The organism is Paraburkholderia solisilvae (assembly GCF_902859875.1).
Classification (GTDB): domain Bacteria; phylum Pseudomonadota; class Gammaproteobacteria; order Burkholderiales; family Burkholderiaceae; genus Paraburkholderia; species Paraburkholderia solisilvae.
In genome coordinates this window covers 84941-103960 of the sequence record NZ_CADIKF010000006.1, presented here as the reverse complement: position 1 = coordinate 103960, position 19020 = coordinate 84941, and the positions used below count along the sequence as shown (strand labels likewise).

General features: G+C 64.7%; 19 protein-coding genes and 1 riboswitch. Of the genes, 11 read left to right on the top strand and 8 right to left on the bottom strand.

Annotated elements, in window-relative coordinates; all coding sequences use genetic code 11:
* Window positions 1–243: 243 nt before the first annotated feature.
* Together HV675_RS06000 and HV675_RS05995 are read left to right on the top strand one after the other, a co-directional pair.
* Entirely contained in the window at window positions 244–546 is a 303-nt protein-coding gene (locus tag HV675_RS06000) for a hypothetical protein (protein ID WP_175109886.1), read from the top strand.
* Between the two features lie 55 nt (window positions 547–601).
* On the top strand, window positions 602–799 hold the full coding sequence (locus HV675_RS05995; RefSeq protein ID WP_175109885.1) for a YodC family protein: 198 nt from the start codon (window positions 602–604) through the stop codon (window positions 797–799).
* A 31-nt stretch (window positions 800–830) separates the two neighbouring features.
* Here the strand turns inward: HV675_RS05995 and HV675_RS05990 are convergent, their stop codons facing one another.
* The gene (locus HV675_RS05990; RefSeq protein WP_175109884.1) at window positions 831–1760 is read right to left on the bottom strand and encodes a CopD family protein; all 930 of its coding nucleotides are present in this window, start codon (window positions 1758–1760) and stop codon (window positions 831–833) included.
* A 462-nt stretch (window positions 1761–2222) separates the two neighbouring features.
* Here HV675_RS05990 and HV675_RS05985 point away from each other — a divergent pair, with 462 nt between their 5' ends.
* The 4 genes from HV675_RS05985 (at window position 2223) to HV675_RS05970 (ending at window position 6845) form a co-directional block, all read left to right on the top strand.
* Entirely contained in the window at window positions 2223–2954 is a 732-nt protein-coding gene (locus HV675_RS05985) for a c-type cytochrome (RefSeq protein ID WP_175109883.1), read from the top strand.
* Between the two features lie 21 nt (window positions 2955–2975).
* Complete coding sequence (locus tag HV675_RS05980) at window positions 2976–4274, top strand: c-type cytochrome (RefSeq protein ID WP_175109881.1); 1299 nt, start codon at window positions 2976–2978, stop codon at window positions 4272–4274.
* A gap of 138 nt (window positions 4275–4412) precedes the next feature.
* Window positions 4413–5033, top strand: a complete 621-nt coding sequence (trhA, locus tag HV675_RS05975) for a PAQR family membrane homeostasis protein TrhA (protein ID WP_175109879.1) — start codon at window positions 4413–4415, stop codon at window positions 5031–5033.
* Window positions 5034–5222: 189 nt separating this feature from the next.
* Complete coding sequence (locus tag HV675_RS05970) at window positions 5223–6845, top strand: DEAD/DEAH box helicase (protein ID WP_175109875.1); 1623 nt, start codon at window positions 5223–5225, stop codon at window positions 6843–6845.
* A gap of 81 nt (window positions 6846–6926) precedes the next feature.
* On the opposite strand, the gene HV675_RS05965 is transcribed toward HV675_RS05970, so the two are convergent.
* Together HV675_RS05965 and HV675_RS05960 are read right to left on the bottom strand one after the other, a co-directional pair.
* Window positions 6927–7454 carry a hypothetical protein gene (locus tag HV675_RS05965; RefSeq protein ID WP_175109874.1) on the bottom strand — a complete coding sequence of 176 codons (528 nt, stop codon included), beginning with the start codon at window positions 7452–7454 and terminating at the stop codon, window positions 6927–6929.
* 231 nt (window positions 7455–7685) lie between these two features.
* Window positions 7686–8513 carry a ferritin-like domain-containing protein gene (locus tag HV675_RS05960; RefSeq protein ID WP_175109873.1) on the bottom strand — a complete coding sequence of 276 codons (828 nt, stop codon included), beginning with the start codon at window positions 8511–8513 and terminating at the stop codon, window positions 7686–7688.
* Between the two features lie 443 nt (window positions 8514–8956).
* Here HV675_RS05960 and HV675_RS05955 point away from each other — a divergent pair, with 443 nt between their 5' ends.
* Together HV675_RS05955 and HV675_RS05950 are read left to right on the top strand one after the other, a co-directional pair.
* Window positions 8957–9736: a DeoR/GlpR family DNA-binding transcription regulator gene (locus HV675_RS05955; protein ID WP_175109872.1), complete on the top strand. Its 780-nt coding sequence runs from the start codon at window positions 8957–8959 to the stop codon at window positions 9734–9736.
* Between the two features lie 316 nt (window positions 9737–10052).
* Window positions 10053–10250 carry a hypothetical protein gene (locus tag HV675_RS05950; RefSeq protein WP_175109871.1) on the top strand — a complete coding sequence of 66 codons (198 nt, stop codon included), beginning with the start codon at window positions 10053–10055 and terminating at the stop codon, window positions 10248–10250.
* Between the two features lie 164 nt (window positions 10251–10414).
* Here the strand turns inward: HV675_RS05950 and HV675_RS05945 are convergent, their stop codons facing one another.
* The gene (locus HV675_RS05945) at window positions 10415–10792 is read right to left on the bottom strand and encodes a hypothetical protein (RefSeq protein WP_175109869.1); all 378 of its coding nucleotides are present in this window, start codon (window positions 10790–10792) and stop codon (window positions 10415–10417) included.
* A 246-nt stretch (window positions 10793–11038) separates the two neighbouring features.
* Here HV675_RS05945 and glpD point away from each other — a divergent pair, with 246 nt between their 5' ends.
* From glpD to HV675_RS05930, 3 genes are all read left to right on the top strand, one after another.
* Complete coding sequence (gene glpD / locus HV675_RS05940) at window positions 11039–12604, top strand: glycerol-3-phosphate dehydrogenase (RefSeq protein WP_175109867.1); 1566 nt, start codon at window positions 11039–11041, stop codon at window positions 12602–12604.
* Between the two features lie 180 nt (window positions 12605–12784).
* Window positions 12785–14287 (top strand): glycerol kinase GlpK, encoded by a 1503-nt coding sequence (glpK, locus tag HV675_RS05935; RefSeq protein ID WP_175109865.1) that lies wholly within the window; start codon window positions 12785–12787, stop codon window positions 14285–14287.
* Between the two features lie 127 nt (window positions 14288–14414).
* Window positions 14415–15101 (top strand): HAD family hydrolase, encoded by a 687-nt coding sequence (locus tag HV675_RS05930; protein WP_175109864.1) that lies wholly within the window; start codon window positions 14415–14417, stop codon window positions 15099–15101.
* Window positions 15102–15187: 86 nt separating this feature from the next.
* Here HV675_RS05930 and ribB read toward each other — a convergent pair whose 3' ends face one another.
* From ribB to HV675_RS05910, 4 genes are all read right to left on the bottom strand, one after another.
* Window positions 15188–15931, bottom strand: a complete 744-nt coding sequence (gene ribB / locus HV675_RS05925; RefSeq protein WP_175109863.1) for a 3,4-dihydroxy-2-butanone-4-phosphate synthase — start codon at window positions 15929–15931, stop codon at window positions 15188–15190.
* A 232-nt stretch (window positions 15932–16163) separates the two neighbouring features.
* Window positions 16164–16365: riboswitch (FMN riboswitch) on the bottom strand.
* A gap of 66 nt (window positions 16366–16431) precedes the next feature.
* The gene (locus HV675_RS05920) at window positions 16432–17202 is read right to left on the bottom strand and encodes a helix-turn-helix domain-containing protein (RefSeq protein ID WP_175109862.1); all 771 of its coding nucleotides are present in this window, start codon (window positions 17200–17202) and stop codon (window positions 16432–16434) included.
* A 125-nt stretch (window positions 17203–17327) separates the two neighbouring features.
* Complete coding sequence (locus tag HV675_RS05915; protein WP_175109861.1) at window positions 17328–18500, bottom strand: MFS transporter; 1173 nt, start codon at window positions 18498–18500, stop codon at window positions 17328–17330.
* Window positions 18501–18575: 75 nt separating this feature from the next.
* Complete coding sequence (locus HV675_RS05910; protein WP_175109860.1) at window positions 18576–18980, bottom strand: VOC family protein; 405 nt, start codon at window positions 18978–18980, stop codon at window positions 18576–18578.
* Window positions 18981–19020: the final 40 nt, after the last annotated feature.

The following is a 19020-nucleotide window of genomic DNA, read 5'->3' as shown; positions in this document are numbered from 1 at the left end:
CGCGAGGCGGCGTTTTCATTGGTGAAACGCGCAGTCCGCATTTTTCCGCGCGATGTTTCGCCGGCGTTACATTTTTGGCGTAACGGCCGTAACGCACGCGCTGCGACGCGCGCTTCGTCACGCGTCATGAGTTGCCGGGGCCTTGCCGCGCAACGCTTTGCGGCATGCTAGCGCAGCACGCGAACAATCTGGCTCGGTCTTTGCTGAATGGTCTTCGATACGACCATTCACAGACCGGGCATCATGACTGAATTCATTCCGGACTATCTGATCCGCCAGCAGGCCGCCGTCGGCGCGCTTGTCGTATTCGGCGTGCTGCGCGTGATTTTCGCGGCGCTCGCCTATGAACGCGGCTGGCGCATTGCCATCGTCGAACGTTGCTTCATCGGCGCTGGGGTGCTGTATTGCTTGCCACAGCTATTCGATCTGTTCACGTACGTGTATAACGCTCATGCCGCGTCCGCCGAACTCGAAGGCAAGGCCGCGGGTTGCGCGATCGCGCTGTTCTGCGCGCCGATACTGGGCCATCGGCTGGGCTTCGAATGAGGCTCAGGGTCGTGCGACAACTTCGACGCGATACAAAGAAGAATGAGGAGAGAGCGTGCCGCATACCACGCCGTACCGTCCTGGGGACGTCTTTACATTGAAATCCGGTGGCCGCCTGATGACGGCCACATGGGTCGGCCCGGTGGCGTTCGCGCCGGGCACCTGGTTGATCTGCGAATGGCTCGACGACGCGGGCAAGCCTCAGCAGGGCATGTTCGATGCGGTGACCCTCGAGCCTATCGTTCACGTTTGATACGAACACGGCGGCCGACACCGCTCGACGCTCACCCCAGCGTCGCAAAAGCCGGCGCGCTGTCGGCGAGCACCGCCGCGGCGGCAAAAACGCCGATCATCACCAGCGCTTCCAGATGAAGCAGATTCGCAAACGTGTGCGCGTCCATCGTCGATGCGGTCCGGCGTAGTCTCGGCAACGCGGAAAAGCGATTGAGCCCGCCGAGCACAAGCGCCAGCGCGACGAGCGCGAGCTTGAGCATCAGCACATGGCCCCACGTGCTCTGTTCGATCGCCGCAAGCGAAGCGCCGGAACCTCGCACCCCATTGAACGCACCCGTCAGCAGCACGAACAGTGCCGCAAAGAGCGACATGTTCGACACCTGCACCGCCGTGCGGATCAGCACACCGCGCGCGACCGACGCGCCGAGCGCCGGCAGCACCGAGAATCCCGCCGCGAGCACCAGCCCGCCCCACACCGTGGCGACCAGCACATGCACCGTATGCAGGCCGACCGCCGGCGACACGGGCCCCGCATCGGCCGCATGGCCCAGCGACGCCTTGCCCGCCGCAATCAGGATCACCGCGAGCCACAACAGCGCGTTGCGCAACATGCCGGTGTGACTCGCGAGCGACGTCAGCAGCAACAGCGCCGCGCCGCCGAACGCGACCGCCCACGCATGACCGACGTGCGTCTGCGCGAGCACGGTCGGCACGACGCCGAGCGCGGCCGGCAGACTCACTCCGCCAATCGTCGCCGACGCATACAGCAGCCAGCCTGCATCCGCGAGCAGCAGCACGATCGCGGCGACCTGCATCGACCGTTGCGCGCGCAACCATGCGGGCCGCGCCGGCGCGACGTTGGTCTGCGCATCTTTCGCGAGCCACGCGGCAAGCAGCGCCGTGCCGACCGCGAATGCAAACGCGACATTCATGAGCGCGGCCATCGCGACCTGCCCGAGCCAAAGTCCGTTCATGGTCATAGGAGGCTCGACGAACCGGCAGCGCGCACGAGGACCGCGCGGTGGAGTGACGGACAAACGCATATGCAAACGGACAGGCAGGCGGCAGCGTAGAGGGTCATCAAAGGCGGATTGAAAGGAAGCGGGAAAGAACGCGGCTGGCTGCACGTCGCGCCGTGGTCGGATAACATGCGGGGCGCCGCAAGAAAGGCGTCATCTTAAAGGAAGCGCGGTGCGCTGCCGAGACTTCGGCGGATCGCTTCGCGCTTTGCCTTGTCTGGCAAAGGTGACGGCAAAGGGCAAGCAACGTCTGCGAATAATGCGTCAAACTGTCGCACAGCATGGTTGGGGGCGTGAACTTTGCCCTATGTGGCAAATAGTCATCATCAATCATCGATGATAGAATGCTGCGTCGCCGCAGCGCCCGCTGCCCTTCCGTCGTTATACCGAGCCAGTTCGAAGCTCGGTCAGGTCCCCGATTTCATGGAGTTACGCGTGTCTTCAAGACGCATTTTCCGCCCGCTGCTCGCCCTTCTGTTGATTGGCAGTGCAGGCGTCTATAGCGCTGCGAAAGCGCAGACTCAAGCCAAAGCCCCGGATACGATGGAATCGCGCGTGCAGGGCTGCACCGCATGTCACGGCACGCATGGCCAGGGCACCGACAACGACTACTTCCCGCGTCTGGCGGGCAAACCGGCGGACTACCTGTACAACCAGTTGAAGAATTTCCGCGAAGGCCGCCGCAAGTACCCGCCGATGAACTACCTCGTCACGTATCTCTCGGACGACTACCTGCATCAGATCGCCACGTACTTCTCGCAGCAACGCCCGCCGTACCCCACGCCCAACAAGCCGACCGTGTCCGATTCGACGCTCGCGCGCGGCCGTCAGATCGTGCTGAACGGCGACGCCTCGAAGCAGATCCCCGCATGCGCGGCCTGCCACGGCAAGGCGCTGACCGGCATGGAACCGGCTATCCCGGGCCTCGTCGGCCTGCACTCCGACTACATCAGCGCGCAGCTCGGCGCGTGGCGCTCGGGCACGCGCCACGCGATCGACCCCGACTGCATGCACACCATCGCCACGCGTCTCACCGATGACGACGTGAACGCCGTCGCTGCGTGGCTGTCCACGCAGCAGGCTCCGCAAAACCCCGTGCCGGCTCCGGCCAACTCGTTGAAGACTCCGCTTGCCTGCGGCAGCGAACCGCAATAAGGCACCGGGAGAGACCATCAAATGAAACGCAAGTCCCTGTTCGCCCTTTCGGCTGTCGTCGTCGTTGCGGCCGCCGCGCTCGTTCCGGTCCTCTGGTCGGGCGGCGACAACCTGCACAACGGCGCCGCGATGGCGGCCACGCCGGCCGACCAGGCCGCGCTGATCAAGAAGGGCGAGTACCTCGCCCGCGCCGGCGACTGTATCGCGTGCCACACGGTACGCGGCGGCAAGGAATTCGCCGGCGGCCTGCCGATGGCCACGCCGTTCGGCACGATGTTCACGCCGAACATCACGCCGGATGACGAATACGGCCTCGGCAAGTGGACCTCGGACGACTTCTATCGCGCGCTGCATACCGGCCGTTCGAAGGACGGCAGCCTGCTGTATCCGGGCTTCCCGTTCACGAGCTACACGAAGGTGTCGCGCGCCGACTCGGACGCGATGTATGCGTACCTGCGTTCGGTTCCGCCGGTGCACGTGCCGAGCCGTCCGCACGAACTCAAATTCCCGTTCAACAACCGCAACCTGCTGATCGGCTGGCGCACGCTGTTCTTCCGTGAAGGCGAGTACAAGCCGGATCCGACCAAGTCGGTCGAGTGGAACCGCGGCGCGTACCTGATCGAAGGCCTCGGCCACTGCGGCATGTGCCACACGTCGATCAACGCGATGGGCGGCCCGGTGAACTCGGCGGCGTTCGCAGGCGGTCTGATCCCGCTGCAGAACTGGTACGCGCCGTCGCTCACGTCGAACAAGGAAGCGGGCCTCGGCGACTGGGACATCAAGGACATCTCCGACCTGCTGAAGACCGGCGTGTCGCAGCGCGGCGCGGTGTTCGGCCCGATGGCCGAAGTCGTGCACAACAGCCTGCAGTACATGACGGACGACGACATCCACGCGATGTCGACGTACCTGAAGACCATCCCGCAGAAGGACGAAGCGCCTGAGCATCTGCAGCTGGAAACCAGCGAACAGTTCGGCAGCGAACTGTTGAAGCAAGGTCAGAAGATCTACGCTGACAACTGCGCGAAGTGCCACGCAACAAACGGCCTCGGCATGCCGCCGGCGTTCCCGCCGCTGGCGAACAACCAGTCCATTCAGATGCCGTCGGCGGTCAACCCGATCCGTATGGTACTGAACGGCGGTTATCCGCCGAGCACGGGCGGCAATCAGAAGCCGTACGGTATGCCGCCGTTCGCACAAGCGCTGTCGAATCAGGAAGTGGCTGCGGTCGTGACGTACATCCGGATGTCGTGGGGTAACCACGGTACGCCGGTGTCGCCGCAACAGGTCAGCGAACTGCGCTCGGCGCCGCTCGACTAGGCGAAGCCGAACGTATCAGGGCGCGGCCATCGGAGAATCGCGGGCCGCGCCTTTTGTTTTTTGCCGGTTCATGCGGTACGTCCCGCGTGGGCCGGCCCATAAAGCGTTGTTTGCTTTGAGTGTTCGGGGAGAAGCGCCGTGCCAGTCGGCGAGCGTCTGAACTGCATCACCCACCTCGTCGGTGCGCTGTTGGCGGCGGCGGGGCTGGCGACGCTCGTCACGCTCGGCGCCCTCGACGACGATCCGTACAAAGTGGTCAGCTTCAGCGTCTATGGCGCGATACTGTTCGTGCTGTACGCAATCTCGACGCTCTATCACAGCGTGCGCGCGCCGCGCATCAAAAGCGTGCTGCAGAAGTGCGATCATGCGGCGATCTATCTGATGATTGCCGGCAGTTACACGCCATTTACACTGGTTACGTTGCGCGGGCCGTGGGGTTGGTCGCTATTCGGCGTAAGCTGGGGGTTGGCCGGGCTCGGCATCGTGCAGGAACTCACGCTCGGGCGACGCACTCGCAGCGTATCGATGGTGCTGTACGTATTGATGGGATGGCTCGCGCTCGTCGCCATCCGCCCGCTCGTCGAAGCATTGCCGGCAGCGGGCACCGCGTGGCTCGTCGCCGGCGGCATCATTTATAGCGCCGGCATCTACTTCTTCGTCAACGACGAGCGCATCCGGCACGGACATGGTATCTGGCACCTGTTCGTGCTCGCCGGCAGTCTGTGTCAATTCGTCAGTGTCGCGCGCTATGTTGCATGATAAGCGTTGCGATAGATGCAACTTAACGCCAGTCGACGTGTCTGCTTAGCGCGTTGATGCATTCGGCACGCACCGTGCGTGCCGCCGATTTTTACGCGAACGGCGTCGGCCGGGTTGCTGGATGAGCCCCGCCGGACGAGCCGGTTACGGTGCCACCACCGTTCGCCACATCCGCATTACAAAGAGCTTATGTCTTTTGATTCTCTCGGCTTGTCCGAACCGTTGGTCCGTGCTGTTCAAGAACTCGGCTATACGTCCCCTACCCCGATCCAGCTGCAAGCCATCCCTGCTGTGCTCAACGGCGGCGATCTGCTCGCCGGCGCGCAGACCGGCACCGGCAAAACCGCCGGTTTCACGCTGCCAATCCTGCAACGGCTGTCCACCAGTGCGTCGAATGCAGCGTCCGGCAAGCGTGTGGTCCGCGCGCTGATCCTCACGCCGACTCGCGAACTCGCCGCGCAGGTCGAGGAAAGCGTGCGTGCGTACAGCAAGTACGTGAAGATCAAGTCGACGGTGATGTTTGGCGGCGTCGGCATCAATCCGCAAATCGATGCGTTAAAGCGCGGTATCGATATCGTCGTCGCGACACCTGGGCGTCTGCTCGATCACATGCAGCAGAAGACCATCGACCTGTCGCACCTCGAGATTCTCGTGCTCGATGAAGCGGACCGCATGCTCGACATGGGCTTCATTCACGACATCAAGCGCGTGCTCGCGAAGCTGCCGCCGAAGCGGCAGAACCTGCTGTTCTCCGCCACCTTCTCCGATGAAATCAAGGCGCTCGCCGACAGCCTGCTCAACTCGCCGGCGCTGATTGAAGTCGCGCGCCGCAATACGACGGCCGAGACGGTCGCGCAGAAGGTGCACCCGGTCGATCGCGACCGCAAGCGCGAGATGCTCACGCATCTGATCAAGCAGCACAACTGGTTTCAGGTGCTGGTGTTCACACGCACCAAACATGGCGCGAACCGCCTTGCCGAACAGTTGACGAAGGACGACATCAGTGCGCTTGCGATTCATGGCAACAAGAGCCAGTCGGCACGCACGCGCGCGCTCAGCGAGTTCAAGGACGGTACGCTGCAGGTGCTGGTCGCGACCGATATCGCCGCGCGCGGCATCGATATCGACCAGTTGCCGCACGTGGTCAACTTCGACCTGCCGAACGTGCCGGAAGACTACGTGCACCGGATCGGCCGCACGGGCCGCGCGGGCGCGACGGGCGAAGCGTTGTCGCTGGTATGCGTCGACGAACTGCAGTTGCTGAAGGACATCGAGAAGCTGATCAAACGCACGGTGCCGCAGGAAGTGATTCCGGGCTTCGAGCCCGATCCGCATGCGCGGCCCGAGCCGATCCTGCGCCGCAGCCAGGGTGGCGGCGCGCGTCAGCCGCGTGAACCGCGCGAGGCTGGTGCGCGGCAAAACGCGCCGCGCCGCGAAGGCGGCGCGGGGGCGCAAAAGCAGAAGCAGAGCAAACCCGCCACTGCAAATGCGCAGCCGAACGGACAACATAAGCAGCCGCGCAATGCGCAGCAACAGGGCAGCGGCAAGCCGCACGCGCAGCAGCCGGCCAAGCCGCAAGGCGCACGGCCCGCGAATGCGCCCGCTCCGGCTCGCAAGGACAGCGTGCGCCATGACGCGACGCGCGCGCATGAAAAGCCGCGTTCAAGCACACATGACCACGCGGCCACGCACGCTCAGCGCAAGCAAGGCGGCAATCCGGGCGCGCTGCTCGGCGGCGCCAAGCCGCACGGCGATGCGCCGAAGGGGCCGAAGCGGCCGAATCCGGCGCGCGACACCCGGCGCGGCGACTGAACTTCGTTGAGCGACGGAACACAACGGTGATCGCAGCGGTGGTCGCGTCTCATACGCGATCGCCGCTCGAGCATCGCCTCGTCAGATGCGCCCGGCCGCTTTCTTCAGATACTCGACCTGCTGCGTCCAACGTTCGAGCGTCGCGTCCTTTCCCGCGGCGAGTTCGAACATGATGCCGCTCGTGAGTCGCGCGTAATTCACGCGCTGTGCCTCGCCGGTATCGATCGAACCGCTGAAGCACACGAGACCGCCCGATGCATCGCGGTCGTCATCCGCGACCGGCAACGGCTCGAACGCCATCTGCAGTTGATAGAACGCATCGTCGAACACGAAGGTGAGCGCGGCGCGCCGGTTCTCTGCGAGCGCACGCGCGGCGCGCGCCTGCGGCCACAGCGCGACGCACAGGCGGCGCGAGTCCGGTGCGTACAGTTCGCCGATCCCGAGCAGCGATGTCCGGAGATGCCCATTCGCGTCGGCTGTCACCAGCGACCCCGTAAAGCCTATCTTCGATGCGAGCGCCGTGCCATCGAAAAGCGCGCGCAAGGGGTCGGGCCATTCGTCGAATACGTTCAGTTCAAGGCCGCTTCTGGACGCTGCGGAATCGGTCATAGCAATCTCCATCGATGCGGACCCTGCGCGGGCCCATATGTGCCTGTAAGTGCTGATCCCTGCCAATGTGCCGACGTGCCGATGACACGTATCACGCACGCAGGTTAAACACTCGACGTAAGCGGGCCGCACAAGCAAATGGCCCGCTCGCGCGGGCCATTTGCTTGTGCGGCTAACGGCAAGTATGCCGCGTTACCGGTGTACGGAGTGAGCCAGGTCTCTCATCAACTCTCAACGAAAGAACACATGCTGCGCGATCTTCTCGAGCGGATAGTGCACGCCCGGCTGAATCCTGGCAGGCAGATCGAGTGGCTTGAGCAGCATCTTCACACACATCTCCGCCGACAGGTTGCGGCGCACCAGACTGCTCACGCGCGCGGCCCGTTCCCTGTTGTAGGCCGGATCGCCGACGCGCTCGGGGTAGCGGATCGCGAACACATGCCGCAATGCGATTTCCGAGTCTTCGTTCTTGATCTCCATCACGCGGCGCAACAGCGCGCCGAGAACAGCGAGCCGACCGTTGCCTTCGATCCTGTTGTACTTTTTAAAGTATTGGAAAAAGTGTTTGTAATGCCGGACCTCGTCGGTGCGGATATTGTCGGTGATCTGCTTGAGCACCGGTTCGTCCGAACACTTGCCGATCGCGCGATAAAGCGTCGCGGTGCCGGTCTCGACAACGCAACGCGCGACCATCTCGAGCGCGCGCGTCTTTTCGAATTCTTCGACGCCGCAGGTTTTCGAATACTCTTCGAAGAATTGACGGAACGCGGTGTCCCAGTCGAACTCGGGCCACACGTGCGCGATGTACATCTTCAGCGCACGGCCATGCTGCAGTTCCTCAGGCTCCCACTCGGTGTTCAGCCACGCGGAGACTTCCGGGTCGCCGTTGAAGAACGTGCTGAGGTTGCTTGTATAGAGGTCTGTACCGCTTTCGATAAACGAAGCCGCGCACAGCAGCAGCAGCAAATCCTCGTTCGCGACGGCGCGCTGGCGGTCGATCCGGCTCAGGTCGATATCTTCGATTCGCCAGGGCATGACATGGGTCGCTTTAGTGTGCATCGATTGTTCTCCCTAAACTGGATCGGATCGTTGAACGAAGCATGCCCCAACCACGAGCGCGCTGACCGGTCGACTTGCGTCTTTCTCCCAAAATGCACGACATCCTGAAGCAACAGTTTATTTTTTCTTTCATCTTAGCTGCAGATTCGCAAAATTGCAGAACACCCGAGCACAGACCATGCCGGGAGACTCGAGGTTCCTGTGATGAAACGGCCGATTGTGCAAATGCGTCATGACCGCAGTGCCGCATTCAATGCACGCGTCATCCGGATGCTTGTCCGGCCTCGCCATGCACACGTCAATCAGCACGCGTCAAGAATGGTAAAAGAACCTTGGCGGATCGCGGACGGAACCCCTGCGAATGGCTTATCCGCCGGACGCCTTACAATACGCGCAAGCCAACCCTTGCCCGCCGCGCCACCATGCGGACCGACCGACAAGCCATGACCCGAGACCCGCGCCTCACGCTAAACGCACGCCAACAGGAGCTGCTCGAGTGGGTGCAGCGCGACGGCTTCGTGACGGTGGACGACCTCGCCGCCCACTTCGACGTGACGCCGCAGACCATCCGGCGCGACGTCAACTGGCTCGCCGATATCAACTTGCTGCGCCGCTATCACGGCGGCGCAAGCCTGCCGACCAGCTCCGAAAACGTGTCGTACAGCGCGCGGCAACGAATGTTTCATGACGAGAAGCGCCGCATCGCAGCACTCGTCGCGACGCATATCCCCGATCAGGCGTCGCTGTTCATCAACCTCGGCACCACCACCGAAGAAGTGGCGCGCGCATTGAACCGGCATCGCGGCCTGCATGTGATCACCAACAATCTGAATGTCGCGAGCATGATGAGCGGCTATCCGGACTGCGAGGTGCTCGTGACGGGCGGCATCGTGCGGCCGTGGGACAAGGGCATCGTCGGCGAACTGGCGATCGACTTCATCCGGCAGTTCAAGGTGGACTTCGCGATTATCGGCACGTCGAGCATCGAGACCGACGGCACGCTGCGCGACTTCGATACGCGCGAAGTGCGCGTCGCCGAAGCGATCATCCAGCATTCGCGCACCGTGTTTCTCGCCGCCGATCATTCGAAGTTCGGCCGGCCGGCGCTGGTGCGCCAGGGCCATCTGGACCAGATCGACTCGCTCTTCACCGATCAGCCGCCCCCCGCCGACATGGTCGAAACCATCGCCACAGCGGGCACCCAGGTGTTCGTCGCCGGATAGCGGCGCTGCGCGTTGCGCGCTACGCGGCAGACGAACCATGCTGCGGCGCACGCGAAACCTGCAGTGAAATCGTGATACGAGCCGCTCGCGCCGACCGCCTGCGGCGCGCGCCGCTGTCAAATGGAAAATTTACTGGGGCCGATTTGGCGTTCCCGCGGCAGTTGACTAAACTCCAGTTCCCCGACGTGCTTATCGAGCGTGCCGGCCACGAAAGCTCAACCTCAAAGCCTGATCCCAAAAGGATCGCCGCCCGTACAGCAGGCCCTGCGGGAGCGGCGCGAAGGCAGCCCGAGTATGCTTGAAATGGAGAGAAACGATGCTGAGTCCGCATGAATTCGCCACATTGTTGCTCGTGAAAGACGCGCCGAACCAGGTCGACATGGAGCGCCAGGAACTCGACGCGCTGCTCGAACGGCAGCTCGTCCAACTCGAACAACTCGCGTCGGGCCGGCAGCAATGGCGCATCACCGAGAGCGGCGATTCCGCACTCAGAGCCATCAAGCGTTTTTCATAGATTCCCCGGCAATCTTGCCGGTCGCGGATTGGACCTGTCAGCGCGTTTGCAACGGACGCGCGAACGCACGGGTTCACGGACGGTCACGCGGCGCCCGCCTTTGAGGCCTGCCCGCCTGACCGTTTTCTTATGCGCGTTCTTCGCTGCGCCGTTCGCCGCCCCGCTCAACCGGTGCGCAGCGTCGGATCGACCGCCGAACGCCAGCTGAGCGCCTTCGCGCGCTGGTTGTTGAAGAACACCACCCAGAGATCGCGCACCTGCGGATCGCTGCTCGTGCCGTGCGCGGTGTACTGCTGCGCAATCGACTGCTGGAACGCGCAGTAATTCTCCTGCGACAACCCGCCGCGCTTATGCGCGACGTACGCATCGAACAGCGTCACATAGACGGACTGCGCGTCCTGCCCATAGTCGACCGCCTGCGGACTGCACATCTGCTGCAGCGCCTCGAACGACGGCGCGCCCGGCGACGTGCTCGTCAGACTCGGTGTGCTGACGCAACCCGCGACGAGCGCCGCGGCTCCGATTATCCAGATTCCACGCATCTTCTCTTCACCTCGAAATGGCTGGTGTCGTGAGTATCGTCCGACGCCGCCGAAGTTGCCACCAGCCTCGCACTCGCGTTCCGCCGTCGCCCACCTGCCGCGCGTGACGCGTGAAGCGATCACGCACTGCGTTGGCGGCGCGCGAACTTTACTTTTTCGAATGTGTTCGTTAGAGTTCGAAAACGAACACACAGTTTTCGATAAGCTTTCTTGAACCCTTCTTTCCACCAGAACGAGGGCCGGCCGGTGGCGCAAGACTCCCCTTTCGATCTGCTTGTCGTGGGCGGCGGCATCAACGGCGCGGGCATCGCGCGCGACGCGGCCGGGCGCGGGCTGTCGGTGCTGCTGTGCGAACAGGACGACCTCGCCGCGCACACATCGTCGGCCAGCACGAAGCTGATTCACGGCGGCCTGCGCTACCTCGAATACCGCGAGTTCGCGCTTGTGCGCAAAGCGCTGCAGGAACGCGAAACGCTGCTGCGCGCCGCACCGCACATCATGTGGCCGCTGCGCTTCGTGATGCCGCATATGCCGGATCTGCGGCCGGCGTGGCTGATTCGCGCGGGGCTCTTTCTGTACGATCATCTGGCGCGCCGCGAATTGTTGCCCGGCTCGCGCGGCGTCGATCTGCGCAGGCATCCGGCCGGCGCGCCGCTCATCGCGTCGATCCGGCGCGGCTTCGTCTACTCGGACGGCTGGGTCGACGATGCACGGCTCGTCGTGCTCAATGCGCTCGACGCGCGTGAACGCGGCGCGCGCGTGATGACCCGCACGAAGCTGGTCACAGCGGCGCGCGCGAATGGCCTCTGGCGCGCGCAGCTTGTGCGGTCGGACGGCACGACGCTCGGCGTGCAGGCCCGCGCCATCGCGAATGCCGCGGGACCGTGGGTCGGTCGACTGCTGCAAGACGCGATCGATCGCACCGCGCAGCACGACGCCCACCACGCGTCGAACTACGCGGTGCGGCTCGTCAAGGGCAGTCATATCGTCACGCGACGGCTCTTCGGGCACGACCACGCTTACATTTTTCAGAACCCCGACAAGCGCATCATCTTCGCGATTCCGTACGAGCGCGATTTCACGCTGATCGGCACGACCGATATCGAATACCACGGCGATCCGGCGCGCGTCGCGATCACCGCGGAAGAGACGCAGTACCTGTGCGATTCCATCAATCGCTATTTCAGGCAGCCGATTTCACCGCGCGACGTGTACTGGTCGTATGCGGGCGTGCGGCCGCTGCTCGAAGACGAAAGCGCCGAAAGCGCAAAAAACGCGTCCGCGGTCACGCGCGACTACCGGCTCGAACTGGATGCACCCGACGGCGCCGCGCCGCTGCTGTCGGTGTTCGGCGGCAAGATCACCACGTTTCGCAAGCTCGCTGAAGAAGCGCTCGACGACATCACGCGCGCGCTCGGCACGCCCGCGCCCGCGTGGACGGCCGGCGCGCCGCTGCCGGGCGGCGATATCGCGGATGCCGATTTCGACCGCTTTGCCGCGCAACTCGCGCAACGCTACACGTGGCTGCCGTCCGCGCTCGCGCATCGCTACGCGCGCGCATACGGCACGCGCGCGGAGCGTGTGATCGGCGAAGCGGGTTCGCTCGCCGACCTCGGGCATGCGTTCACGCCTGACCTGTACGAAGCCGAGCTGCGTTATCTGCGTGAAGTCGAATGGGCGCGGACCGCGTACGACGTGCTGTGGCGACGCACAAAGCTCGGCTTGCATGTCGAGCCTGACACGCGGGACGCGGTGTCGCGCGAGATCGATGCATGGTTCGCACGCGAGACGTCCGCACCGCAGCACCTATAACTCCAACGCACGCGAAAGCACACAAACGTACACAAGCGCCCACACGTGCACCCGCACGCCCGAACCCGCGCGCCACGGCCAACGGCACGCGTGCCACAATCGGGCACGCAGCGCACCGCACCGCAAGAACACCCGCGCCCGCGCCGACGATGCCGCGCACACACGGAGGAGAGACACGACATGCCAAACCAATACATCCTCGCGCTCGACCAGGGAACCACCAGCTCCCGCGCAATGCTGTTCGACCACAATGGCAATGTCGTCTCGCTCGCGCAGAAGGAGTTCGAACAGATCTATCCGCAGCCGGGCTGGGTCGAGCACAATCCGCAAGAAATCTGGTCGACCCAGGCGGGCGTCGCTGCGGAAGCCGTCACACGTGCGGGCGTCGGCGGTTCGGCGATTGCGGCGATCGGCATCACGAACCAGCGTGAGACGACCATCGTCTGGGACCGCGAAACCGGCCAGCCGGTGTACAACGCGATCGTCTGGCAGGACCACCGCACCGCCGACTTCTGCGACCAGTTGAAGGCGCAAGGTCTTGAAGCTACCGTGCGCGCGAAAACCGGCTTGCCGATCGACTCGTATTTCTCGGCCACGAAGATCCGCTGGATTCTCGACCACGTCGAAGGCGCGCGCGAAAAAGCGCGGCAAGGGCGGCTCGCGTTCGGCACCGTCGATAGCTGGCTCGTCTGGAACTTCACGAAGCGCGGCCTGCACATCACCGACGTCACCAACGCGTCGCGCACGATGCTCTTCAATATCCACACGCTGCAGTGGGACGACGAACTGCTCGCCGCACTCGATATTCCGCGCAGCATGCTGCCCGAGGTGCGGCCGTCATCCGAGGTATACGGGCGCGCGCAGAGCACCGTGTTCGCCTCGGGCATTCCGCTTGCCGGCATCGCCGGCGACCAGCATGCCGCCCTCTTCGGCCAGCTCTGCACGCAATCGGGCATGGTGAAGAACACCTACGGCACCGGCTGCTTCCTCGTGATGAACACCGGCAATCAGCCGATCGAATCGAACAACAACCTCGTCACGACGATCGCATGGCAGATCGGCGAACGCGTCGACTATGCGCTCGAAGGCAGCATTTTTATTGCGGGCGCGGTCGTGCAGTGGCTGCGCGACGGCCTCGGCCTGATTCGCAGCGCCGCGGAAATCGAAACGCTCGCGGGCGGCGTCGCGCATAGCGACGGCGTGTACCTGGTGCCCGCGTTCGCCGGGCTCGGCGCGCCGCACTGGAATGCACGCGCGCGCGGCACGCTGTTCGGCGTCACGCGCGGCACGACGTCCGCGCATATCGCGCGCGCGGCGCTCGATTCGATCGCGTATCAATCGCTCGATGTATTGAAAGCGATGGAGGCGGATTCAGGCATCCGCATCGGCGAACTGCGCGTCGACGGCGGCGCGAGTGCGAACAATCTGCTGATGCAGTTTCAGGCCGATCTGCTCGGCGTCGACGCGGTGCGGCCGCGGGTCGTCGAGACCACCGCGCTCGGCGCCGCGTATCTGGCTGGCCTCGCCGTCGGCTACTGGAAGGACGTCGACGCGCTGCAAAGCCAGTGGCAGCTCGAGCGCCGCTTCACGCCGGCGATGGCGCGGCCGGATGTCGATAGCTGCATCGCGGGCTGGCAGCGCGCCGTGCGCGCGTCGAAGGCGTGGGCAGACGATACGCACTGACGCCACACTCACGCCGCCCTCACCCGCATCGCAACGCCGCGCCAGCGCACCGCGTATCATGTCGTTTTCCTGTCCGGCGCCTGAATGCGCGCGGCGTCGCGCCGCTTGCCGCCTCTGCGTTCTCCGTATGATCGACCACCTCATCTGTGACTGCGACGGCGTGCTCGTCGATAGCGAAGTGATCGCCGATCGCGTGATGCACAGCACGCTATCCGCGATGTATCCGGACCTGTCGTTCGACGAAATCATCAAAACCGCGTTCGGCCAGAAGACGTCCCGCTTTCTCGAAAGCGTCGAAGCGGCGTTCGGCATCACGTTGCCCGCGAACTTCGTGAAGACTGTCGATCGCAACGTGGAAGCCGAATTGGCCCGCTCGTTGAGCGCGGTCAGCGGGGTGCGCGATGCGTTGCAACGCGTGCCGCTGCCGGCCGCGGTGGTATCGAACAGCCGGCTGGCGCGCGTCAGCGCGTCGCTGGAGCGCGCGGGTCTCACCGCGATTTTCGCGGAGCGGGTATTCAGCGCGGAACAGGTCGAGCGGCCCAAGCCGTTTCCGGACGTGTATCTGCACGCGGCGCAGACGCTTCGCGTCGCGCCCGCGCGATGCCTCGTGATCGAAGATAGCGTCGCGGGGCTCAGCGCGGCCCGCGCGGCCGGCATGAAGACGATCGCGTTCGTCGGCGCGAGCCATATTCCCGATGGCTACGCCGACGTGCTGCGCAAGATGGGCATCACGCGGATCATGCAGCATATGGACGAACTGCCCGCGCTCGTTGCCGCGGGAATGCAAGGCGCGTTCGGCGACGTGCAGTCGTAGCGCGCGGGTCTGCCTGTCCTCGCGCGCTGCTCGGCGCGTCTTTCAGCGCGTCTTTCAGCGCATCTCCCAGCGAGTCTCGGCCCGCCTCAGGCCGCCTCGGCCGACAACTCCCGCGCCGCCGCGAGCGTCTCGCGAAACTCGACCAGTTCGGCGATGGTCAGCATCGGCATCGCGTGCTGCGCGGCGAAACGCTCGACCTGCGCGCCGCGCATCATCGTCCCGTCGGCGTTCATCAGTTCGCACAGCACGCCGGCCGGCTTCAGGCCCGCGAGCGTCACGAGGTCGACTGTGCCTTCGGTATGGCCGCGCCGCGCGAGCACGCCGCCCGGCATCGCACGCAACGGGAACACATGGCCCGGCCGCACGATATCGGCAGGCTTCGCGCGCTCGGCAATCGCCGCGCGAATCGTCGTTACGCGGTCGGCGGCCGACACGCCGGTCGACACCCCGTCGCGCGCTTCGATCGACACCGTGAACGCGGTGCCGTTGCGGCTTTCGTTGTTCGATGTCATCGGCGGCAACTCGAGCGCGCGAATTCGCTCGTCGGGCAGACACAGGCAGACGATGCCGCTGCATTCGCGAATCAGCAGCGCCATCGTCCCGGCGGTCAGGCGTTCCGCGGCAACGATCAGGTCGGCTTCGTTCTCGCGGTCGTGATCGTCCTGCAGCACGACCGCGCGACCCTCGCGCAGCGCTTGCAGCGCAGCGGCGATACGCGGCGGGATGGCGTGACCGGCAAGCAACGGGAGATCGGCGAGCGCGTCATCGGCTCGAACCGCGGGCTCGGGGAAAGTGGAAACAGAAGCAGCTGGGATAGCAGTGAAGGACATGTGAAACGCTCCTCGCAAAGGTTCGGGCGAAAAACGTTTCAGGGCATTGCAAACAGACAAACGCATCCTGCCGGCGCATCACAATGCACATGCACCGCATCCGCAACCCGCCTGGAATGAAACCGGAACGCATCCAGGAACAAAGCCGGAAACAGATCCAGGAACAAGCATCAGACAAGCGCGGAACAAGCCACGAACAACCGGCACAGCAAGGACGAACAGATGACTATCTGCACATCTTCTTTCATCCGGACTCTGACCGTCGGCTCTGGCATCGCACCAGATCTGCTGACCTCACGCATGCTTCGAACCACCGACGACTATCGAAGACAGATGCGCAAGCGCTCGCGGGCTCGCAGCCGGCGCGCACTCGATACGTGCAACGCCGCCTGCATACCGCCGGTGGGGAATTTCGCCCCGCCCTGAAGACGTACTGATTGCCGGAACTCATTTTCCGGCGGGCCAAGCATACAACAACCGTCGCAATCGCGCTGAACGGTTCAATCCGGCCCATGCGCCGGTATATGCGCCTGCGCATGCGCAGGCAACTGCGCGGGCCCGAGCGCCGCTGAATGCGCAGCGGCAACAGCAGCCGGCACCCCGGCCGGCACCGCGATGTCCCAGCGCGGCGGTGTCTCCGGATTCACCGTCACACGAAACGCGCGCGCTTCGGTATCGCCCGGATTGCGCAGCGTATGCGGCTGGTCGGCATCGAACACGATCGCATCGCCGGTCGCGAGCAGCTGGCGCCGGCCATGTACGATCACCTCGAGCGTCCCTTCGCTCACGACCAGATTGGCCGTCGTGCCCGGCGCACGGAGCCTGCCCGGCTCCGTATGCAGCGGCGCGATACGCAACTCGTGAAACTCGGCGGCGACCGGTTCATCGTCGGGATAAAGCGCACGCGTCGCGAAGCGACCATTGGATGTCAGCAGCCTCGCCGCGCGCTCGGCCGGCAAATGCTCGAAGCCGTGCACCGCATAGCGCCGCAAAAACGCCGACACCGACACTTTCAACGCGCCGGCAATCTTGCACAGCACCTTGATGGACGGCACGCTGCGCGCCGATTCGATCTGCGCGAGCATCGCACGCGACACGCCCGACAAACGCGCCAGCGCATCGAGCGACAACTGCCGCTCCGCACGCAAGCGGGCGAGATTCACGCCGACTCGTTGCTCGAGCGCGCCGGCCGGTTCCGCGGCGGCGGCGTGCCCGTCAACTTCATCGGCATCGATGGTGGGATCGCGCACGAGCGCGAGCGGGGAATGCATGACGTGCCTCCTTGCGCGCCGCCGCGACGCGGCGCGAACTTCGATGGAGGCAAGCCTAGCATCGGCCTTTCGGGCGCCCAACCAAGATATCGTCACACCGATATCACGTTTGCGCGCGCATGCATCTAGCACGCTTTCGCGCGCGACCCGATGGTTGCGGGCGCATCGAGTCGCGCGGCAACCCACGTCAGCACCAGCGCCGCGACCGCGACTGCCGCCGCCACCCACGGCAACGTATCGAGCCCATACCCGTGGCCGATCGTGAGGCCGCCGAGCCACGCGCCCGCCGCGTTGCCGATATTGAATGCGCCGATATTCAGCGTCGACGCGAGATTCGGCGCGGCCGCCGCCTTCTCGACCACACGCATCTGCAGCGGCGGCACCGTCGCGAACGCCGCGATGCCCCATACAAATACCGTCACCGCCGCGGCGACCTGTGCATGACTGGTGTGCGCGAATACCGCCATCACAATCGCGAGCGCAGCGAGAATGCCCATCAGCGACGGCATCAGCGCGCGGTCCGCCAGCTTGCCGCCGATCGCGTTGCCCACCGTCAGGCCGACGCCGAACAGCACGAGGATCAGCGTCACGCCATGCGGCGTGAAGCCGCTCACCTGTTCGAGAATCGGCGCGATAAAGGTGAACACCACGAACACGCCGCCGAAGCCGAGCACCGTCATCGCGAGCGCGAGCCACACCTGCGGCTCCCGCAGCACGCGCACTTCGTGGCCGAGTCCGGCCGGTCCGGTGTCGTGGCGATTCGGCACGAGCGCGGTCACGCCGCCGAGCGACAGCACGCCGAGGCCGCTCACAATCCAGAATGCGACGCGCCAGCCGAACTGCTGACCGATAAACGTGCCGAACGGCACGCCGAGCACATTGGCAAGCGTGAGGCCGGTGAACATCAACGCAATCGCGCTCGCCCGCTTTTCCTGCGGCACCAGCGATGCGGCCACCACCGCGCCGATGCCGAAGAACGACCCGTGCGCGAACGACGTGACCACCCGCGCGACCATCAGCACACCGTAGCTGGGCGCGATCGCGCACAGCACATTGCCGACGATAAAGACGCCCATCAGCAATTGCAGCGCGATCTTGCGCGGCATGCGACTCGTGATCACCGCGAGCAGCGGCGCGCCGACCGCGACGCCGAGCGCGTAGCCGCTCACCAGCAGACCGGCCGACGGCAGCGACACCGACAGGTCGCGCGCCACATCGGGCAGCAGCCCCATGATCACGAATTCGGTCGTACCGATTGCGAATGCGCTGATCGCCAGCGCCAACAGCGGAATAGGCATGTTCAACAAACTCCAGATAGGGAATCGGTCTGATCGGAACCGCGCAGCGACACGCGTCGACGACGCGACAAGACGTTACGAAGACGCGTGCTGCGCGGCCGTCACGAATTCGATGACGACGCCCGGCGAGAGCGCGACGAACAGTTGAACTTCACCGGTGAGCGGCACGTCCGCGCGCTGATAGCCGACGCTCGCGGCGTCCATGCGCGCGATCAACGCGCGCCATGCGTCGCCGCTGTCGATGCGAAACGCGATGTGATCGATGCGCGGCACCGGCCGCCCGGAGACGTCGTCACCAGGCAAATGAGCAGGCAACGTCGCATCGACCAGATGAATGACCGGCCGCCCGGCCGCATACAGCCACGCGCCGCCGACACGAAACGGCGGACGCGCGCCTTCAGTCAAGCCGGCGACGTCGACGAAAAAGCGGCGTGCCGCGTCGAGGTCGGACGTGACGATGGTTGCGTGGTCGAGATTCATCGCTGCATCTCCGGGTTTTCACCAATGCGCGCATTGTCGC